Source organism: Streptomyces prasinopilosus, assembly GCF_001419695.1.
GTDB lineage: Bacteria > Actinomycetota > Actinomycetes > Streptomycetales > Streptomycetaceae > Streptomyces > Streptomyces prasinopilosus.
Genome location: NZ_LIRG01000282.1, coordinates 1 through 7,124, shown reverse-complemented (window position 1 = coordinate 7,124; position 7,124 = coordinate 1). Strand labels below are relative to the sequence as shown.

General features: G+C 73.0%; 5 protein-coding genes. 3 read left to right on the top strand and 2 right to left on the bottom strand.

Features of this window, described 5'->3' with window-relative positions; genetic code table 11:
• Positions 1-1,510: MFS transporter (locus tag AOK18_RS13140; RefSeq protein ID WP_055694463.1), on the bottom strand; the 1,510-nt coding region annotated here is incomplete at its 3' end.
• A 193-nt stretch (positions 1,511-1,703) separates the two neighbouring features.
• On the opposite strand from AOK18_RS13140, the gene panB reads away from it, so the two are divergent.
• From panB to AOK18_RS13125, 3 genes are all read left to right on the top strand, one after another.
• The gene (gene panB, locus AOK18_RS13135) at positions 1,704-2,579 is read left to right on the top strand and encodes a 3-methyl-2-oxobutanoate hydroxymethyltransferase (RefSeq protein WP_055572694.1); all 876 of its coding nucleotides are present in this window, start codon (positions 1,704-1,706) and stop codon (positions 2,577-2,579) included.
• A 329-nt stretch (positions 2,580-2,908) separates the two neighbouring features.
• The gene (locus AOK18_RS13130) at positions 2,909-3,934 is read left to right on the top strand and encodes an ATP-binding cassette domain-containing protein (RefSeq protein WP_055572693.1); all 1,026 of its coding nucleotides are present in this window, start codon (positions 2,909-2,911) and stop codon (positions 3,932-3,934) included.
• Complete coding sequence (locus tag AOK18_RS13125) at positions 3,931-4,821, top strand: ABC transporter permease (RefSeq protein WP_240503165.1); 891 nt, start codon at positions 3,931-3,933, stop codon at positions 4,819-4,821. Before AOK18_RS13130 ends, AOK18_RS13125 begins: the two co-directional genes overlap by 4 nt.
• Before the next feature lie 87 nt (positions 4,822-4,908).
• Here AOK18_RS13125 and AOK18_RS13120 read toward each other — a convergent pair.
• The coding region (locus AOK18_RS13120) for an ATP-binding protein (RefSeq protein ID WP_055694462.1) at positions 4,909-7,124 on the bottom strand (2,216 nt) is incomplete at its 5' end.

The window sequence follows — 7,124 nt, the reverse complement described above, 5'->3', positions numbered from 1 at the left end:
ACGCCATGCACGTCACCGCGTCGTGGGGTGCGGGCGTCGCGGTGACGTGCATGGCGTGCAGGAAGGCGTCGTTGGCCGGACCGGTCAGGGCGTCCCCGCGCGGCCCGAGCCGGGCCGCGGCGCCCAGGGTGGCCTCGATGGACTCGCCGGCGGCGTGCCGGACGCCCGGCGGCAGCAGGACGAGCGCGTCCTCGATGTGCGTGCGGTACGCGGTGGAGAGCACCGAGCCGAGGACGGCGATGCCGAGGGCGCCGCCGACCTGGCGGAAGGTGTTGCTGAGCGCGGAGGCCGAACCCGCCTTCTCCCGCGGCAGCGTCTGCATGATCACGACGCTGACCGGCGTCATGATGTTCGCCATGCCGGCTCCCATCAGGAAGAAGACGACCTCGAGGATCCAGATGGGCGTGTCCGCGTCCAGGAGCGCGAACGCGCCCAGCATCGCCGCGAGGAGCAGCATGCCGCCGGTGGTGGTCGCCCTGTTGCCGAAGCGGTCCACCAGCAGCCGGGCCCGCGGCGCGAAGATCATCTGGGCGGCGGCCAGCGGCAGCATCAGCAGGCCGGTCTCCAGCGGCGAGTACCCGCGCACGCTCTGGGTGTAGAACACGGCGAAGAACGTCACGCCCATCAGCGCGAAGAAGACCAGCGCGATCGCGACGATCGAGGCCGAGAAGACCTTGTTCCCGAAGTACGCCATGTCGATCGACGGGTGGGTGCTGCGCTTCTCCAGCACCACGAACGCGGCGAGCACGGCGAGCCCGGCGCCGATGCTCGACAGCACCGTGACGTCGGTGAAGTCGGCGAGCTGGCCGCCCTTGATGATGCCGTAGACCAGCAGGACCAGGCCGGCCACGGACAGGACGACGCCGACGGGATCGATCCGGCCGGGGTCCGGGTCGCGGGAGTCCGGCACGAGCCACAGCATCAGGGCGAGGGCGGTCAGCACGATCGGCACGTTGACCAGGAAGACCGAGCCCCACCAGAAGTGGTCCAGGAGCAGCCCGCCGGTGACCGGGCCGATGGCGATGGCGAGGCCGACCCCGCCCGCCCAGATGCCGATGGCCTTCGGCTGTTCGTCGCGTTCGAAGACGTTCATCAGGACGGCCAGGGTCGCCGGCATGACGAAGGCGGCGCCCAGACCCATCACCGCGCGGAAGCCGATCAGCTCCGCCGGGGTGCCGGAGAACGCGGCGAGGGCCGAGCCGGCGCCGAACACGACGAGGCCTGCGAGCAGCGTTTTCTTGCGGCCGAACCGGTCGCCCAGCAGGCCCGCGGTGAACAGCAGGCCCGCGAAGACAAGCGTGTAGGCGTTGATCGCCCACTCCAGTTCGCTCTGGGTGGCGCCCAGGCCGGTGGGGGCGGGTGTGGAGATCGTCTTGATGGCGACGTTCAGGATCGAGTTGTCCAAGACGACGATCAGCAGGCTCAGGATCAGCACGCCGAGGATCACCCAGCGGCGCCGGTGCACGTGTTCCGGTATGCGGCGGGCGGGGGCGGCGGCGGGGGAGGTCATACGGCCACCGTAGGACCGTTCCGAAACGGAACCGTCTCGTATCGGAATACCTTTGCCGAGACCTTGCCGGGGCATTGCGCCGCCTTTCGGCAAAGACCGTCCCCTTGGCACCGGCTCTCGCGAGGTGCCACCATGGAAGCGATCCGGGGACGCCGTCAGGGTGCCTCGAGATGATGTGTGAGGAGCCGTTTCCATGACGCAGCTTTCGGCTGCCCCGACGGGCACGTCCGTCCCCCCCGGCAGCGGTAAGACGCTGTACGGAGGCAAGGGCACACGCCGTATCACCGTCCGCGACATCGCCCTCGCCAAGGAACGCGGCGAGAAGTGGCCCATGCTCACCGCCTACGACGCGATGACCGCGTCCGTCTTCGACGAGGCCGGCATCCCGGTCATGCTCGTCGGCGACTCCGCGGGCAACTGCCACCTCGGGTACGAGACGACCGTCCCCGTCACCCTCGACGAGATGGCCGTGCTGTCCGCGGCCGTGGTCCGCGGCACCAGCCGCGCCCTGATCGTCGCCGACCTGCCCTTCGGCTCCTACCAGGAGGGGCCGGTGCAGGCACTGCGCTCGGCGACCCGGCTGGTCAAGGAGGCCGGGGTCGGCGCCGTCAAGCTGGAGGGCGGAGAGCGCTCGCACCGTCAGATCGAGCTGCTGGTGGAGTCCGGCATCCCGGTGATGGCGCACATCGGCCTCACCCCGCAGTCCGTGAACGCCATGGGCTACCGGGTCCAGGGACGCGGCGAGGAGGCCGCGCAGCAGCTGCTGCGGGACGCCAAGTCCGTGCAGGACGCGGGCGCCTTCGCCGTCGTCCTGGAGCTGGTGCCGGCCGAGCTGGCCGCCGAGGTGACCCGGACGCTGCACGTCCCCACCGTCGGGATCGGCGCGGGGGCCGGGACGGACGCGCAGGTGCTGGTGTGGACCGACATGCTCGGGCTGACCGGCGGCCGGGTGCCGAAGTTCGTGAAGCAGTACGCGAACCTGCGTGAGGTCATGGGCGGCGCGGCGAAGGCGTTCGCCGAGGACGTCGTGGGCGGAACGTTCCCGCAGGAGGAGCACTCCGTCCACTGAACCACCGCCGGAGCGGCGCAGAAGCGCTGCCGCTGAGCCAACGCCGCACCACATGACGGGCCCGCCGACTTCCCCCATCGGCGGGCCCGTCCCCCTTTTTGCGCCCGAGCCGGCGCCGCTCTCGCGGAGGGCGGTGGCCCGCCGTCGGGGTTGCTCAATGGGTGGTTGCGGTGGTCGTCGCGTGTGTGGCGGGCACGGGGGCCAACTGCCCACCCGCACCGACGCGGTGCCCCCGCGGCGAACTCCCGGCGGCCGTCCGCCCCTCTCCCGGCAGCCCTCTGTCGGGCGGCTGTCGGGGGTTTGTCGGTGGGAGGTGCGAAGGTCGGGGCATGACGCGAAACGACAACGACTCCGGTGGCGCGGGCAGCGCCGTCACCGTGCGGGGGCTGGTCAAGCACTACGGCGGGACCAAGGCACTGGACGGTGTCGACCTGGAGGTGCGCGAGGGCACCGTGATGGGGGTCCTCGGGCCGAACGGCGCCGGCAAGACCACCCTGGTGCGCATCCTCTCCACCCTGCTCGCCCCGACCGCGGGCGAGGCCACCGTGGCCGGGTACGACGTGCTCCGCCAGCCCCGGCAGCTGCGCAGGGTGATCGGGCTGACCGGGCAGTACGCCTCCGTGGACGAGAAGCTCGCCGGCTGGGAGAACCTGTACATGATCGGCAGGCTGCTCGACCTGTCCCGCAAGGAGGCCCGTGCCCGCGCCGACGAGATGCTGGAGCGGTTCTCGCTCACCGAGGCGGCCCGGCGCCCGGCGGCCACGTACTCCGGCGGCATGCGGCGCCGGCTGGACCTGGCCGCGTCGATGATCGGCCGGCCCGCGGTGCTGTTCCTCGACGAGCCGACCACGGGGCTGGACCCGCGCACCCGCAACGAGGTGTGGGTCGAGGTCAGGCGGCTGGTCGGGGACGGGGTGACCGTGCTGCTGACCACCCAGTACATGGAGGAGGCCGAGCAGCTCGCCTCCGAACTGACCGTCGTGGACCGCGGCAAGGTCATCGCGAACGGCGGCATCGAGGAGCTGAAGGCCAGGGTCGGCGGCCGCACCCTGCGGATCCGCCCGGCCGATCCGCTGCAGCTGCGCCCGCTCGCCTCCGCGCTCGACGAGCTGGGCATCACCGGGCTCGCCACCGCCACCGTGGACTCGGAGCGGGGTGCCGTCCTGGTCCCGGTCCTCAGCGACGAGCAGCTGACCGCGGTGGTCGGCGCCGTCACCGCGCGGGGCCTGACCCTCGCCTCCCTCACCACCGAACTGCCCAGCCTGGACGAGGTGTTCCTGTCGCTCACCGGCCACCGCGCCGGTGCCCCGCAGGACACCGTGCCCGCCGAGACCAGCGAGGAGGCCGCCGCATGAGTTCCGCGACGTCCGCGAAGACCACGACGCCCCCGGCCGCGACGGCCGGCCCCGCTCCGGCCGGGGCGGGCGGGCCGGCCGGGATCTCCCGCGCGGGTGCCGACGACGGCCGCATCCCGCTGCGTTCCCATCTGCGCCACACCGGCGCCCTGGTCCGCCGCAACCTGCTGTGGATCCGCCAGGACCCGGAGTCGATGTTCGACGCCGTGCTGTTCCCGATCGTGTTCACCCTGCTGTTCGTGTACGTCTTCGGCGGCTCGATCGGGCAGTCGCTGGGCGGCGGGCAGGAGGCGTACGTGCAGTACATCGTCCCCGGCCTGATGGCCATGATGGGCATGAACATGGCCATGGGGGTGGGGACCGGCTTCAACCAGGACTTCAACACCGGTGTCATGGACCGTTTCCGGTCGCTGCCCATCGGCCGCGGCTCGGTGCTGTTCGCCAAGATCGCGGTCGAGGTGCTGCGCATGCTGATCGCCACCGCGATCCTCCTGGTCGTCGGTGTCCTGGTCGGCTTCGACATCACCGACTGGCCGGGACTGTTCGCCGCCGTGGGGCTGGCCGTGCTGTTCGGCTCGGCCCTCATGTGGATCTTCATCACGCTGGGCGTGACGATGAAGAACGCGCAGTCGGTGCAGGCGATGGGCTTCCTGGTGCTGATGCCGCTGCAGTTCGGTTCGTCGATCTTCGCGCCCACCCAGTCGATGCCGGGCTGGCTGCAGGCCTTCACCGACGTCAACCCGCTGTCCTCGCTGGCCGACGCCGCGCGCGGCCTGATGGTGGGCGGCCCGGTCGCGCACGACCTGTGGCTGACGGTGGCCTGGTCGGTGGGGATCACGGCGGTGATGGCGCCGATCGCGATCCACAAGTTCCGCACGAAGAGCTGACCCGTCCCACCGCGCCCCCGGCGGGCCCGGGCACACGGGACGCCCGGGGCGGCGGACCGGACCGGGGCGGCGGACCGGGGCGGCGGGTCAGACCAGGGCGGCGGCCTCCTCCGGGGAGAGGCGGCCGCCCTCCGCGTACGCGGTCTCGTACGCCGTGTCACCGAGGGCGGCCCGGGTCCGCCGCTCGGCCAGGTCGCGCACCTCGCGCTCCATGCGCCCGGCGACGTGGCCGGGGGGCAGCGAGGCGTCGGCGGCGCCGAGGCAGCGGGCCGCGTCGCGGGCCCGCCGTCCGCCGTCCACGCCGGCCAGGGCCGTGGCGCCCATGGCCAGGTGCGAGGCCCGCATGTGGGCGGCGATCGCCAGGGTCAGCGGATTGCCGGACTGCGCGAGCGCTCCGCGGAGCGTGTCCAGCGCCCGTTCGTGGTGTCCGTCGACGACGTCCAGCCAGCCCTCGGCGCCGAGGATGAAGGCGTCGAATACGACGTAGTGCGCGATGCGGAACTCCTCGCGCAGCACGCGCAGTTGGTCGCGCGCCTCGGCGGTGCGCCCGGTCATGCCGAGCCAGCCGGTCAGGAAGAGGCGGGCCGCGGGCAGGGCCGGCTCGTGCCCGCCGCCGCGCCGTTCGATGACGTCGCGCAGCAGCAGCTCACCGCGCTCCTCCTCCCCCGTCTCCAGCAGCACGCCGCCCAGCCGGGCGGTGAGCACCGCCGCCTGGGCGTGGGCGCCGAGGCGTTCGGCGTACCGGATGGCCTCCTCGAAGTCGGCGGCGGCGAGCGCGTACTCACCGCGGCGTTCGCGCGCCTCGGCGCGGGCGGACAGGCTCTCCGCGGTGCCCCAGGCGTCGCCGAGCCGCCGGTAGATCTCCAGGGCCTCGTCGGCGTCGCGCAGCGCGTCGCCGGCCCAGTCGCTGCGGTTGGCGAGGAAGTTGGCCCTCATCTGCAGGTTGGAGGCGAGTTCCCAGTCGAATCCGGGTGCCTGCCGGCAGGTGCGGACGGCCTCGTCGACGGCCTTGTGCAGGGTGCCCATCTCGCCGATCAGCATCAGGGCGAACGCCCAGAACGTCCCGGGCGGGCGGCAGGTCTGCGGCTGGCCGGGCTCGTAGGCGGCGGCGATGACCCGCAGCCGGTGCTGCGCCCCGGACGTCATCCAGTCGTCCAGCTCCGTGTCCATGCACGCCATGTGGGACAGGTGCACGCCCCGGCGGGCCTCGGTGAGCACCTCACCGGTCATCGGGGGCGGGGCGTCGGTGCAGCGCCGCCACAGGGAGGGGCCGGGGCCCGCCGGCCCGGCGAAGGGGTCCGGGCCCAGCGCCATCACCTCACGGCACCAGGTGCGGGCCTCGATGCGCTGGTCGCGCATCTGCCAGTACCAGGTCAGCGACAGCGTCAGGCACAGCGCCTCCTGCTCGTCGCGGGCGGCGAGGGCGCGGCGCAGCGCGGTGCGCAGGTTCTCGTACTCGCGCTCCAGTCTCCCGATGGCGGCCAGCTGGTCCGGTCCGCGCAGCAACGGGTCGGTGGTGCGGGCGAGTTCGCGGTAGTACGTGAGGTGGGCGCGTTCGGCGCCGGTGCGCTGTCCGGCCTCGTCGAGCCGTTCGGAGGCGTACTCGGCGACCGTCTCCAGCAGCCGGTAGCGCATCCCGTCGCCGCGGGCGCCGTCCGCCGGAGGGTCCGCCACCACGAGGGACTTGTCCACGAGCGAGCCGAGCCCGTCCAGTACGGCGGGTCCGCACACGGCCTCGGCGGCGGCGAGGTCGCAGCCGCCCGCGAAGACGGACAGCCGCCGCAGGACGTCCCGTTCGGCGTCGTCGAGCAGCTCCCAGGACCAGTCGACGACGGCCCGCAAGGTCTGCTGGCGGGGCCGGACGGTGCGGCTGCCGGAGGTGAGCAGCCGGAAGCGGTCGTCGAGCCGGTCGGCGATCTGGCGGGGGGTCAGCATCCGCAGCCGGGCGGCGGCGAGTTCGATGGCGAGGGGCAGTCCGTCGAGCCGCCGGCAGATCTCCGCGCACGCCTCCGGGTCGTCCTCGACGCGGAAGCCGGGGCGGGCGGCGGCCCCGCGGTCGGCGAGCAGCCGCAGCGCCACCGGTTGCGGCAGCGGCTCCACCGGGCGCAGCGACTCCCCCGGGACACCGAGGGGTTCACGGCTGGTGGCGAGCACGGTGAGGCCGGGGCAGCGTTCGAGGAGCGTCTCGACCAGCCGGGCGACGGCGTCCACGACGTGCTCGCAGTTGTCCAGGACGAGCAGCATGCGCCGCCGGCCGCAGTGCTCGGCGAGGCGGTCCACGGGGTCGCCGCCGCGTTCGGCGG

Coding starts and splice junctions, on each gene's coding strand:
- panB (WP_055572694.1), top strand. CDS start 1,704: ATGACGCAGCTTTCGGCTGCCCCGACGGGCACGTCCGTCCCCCCCGGC.
- AOK18_RS13130 (WP_055572693.1), top strand. CDS start 2,909: ATGACGCGAAACGACAACGACTCCGGTGGCGCGGGCAGCGCCGTCACC.
- AOK18_RS13125 (WP_240503165.1), top strand. CDS start 3,931: ATGAGTTCCGCGACGTCCGCGAAGACCACGACGCCCCCGGCCGCGACG.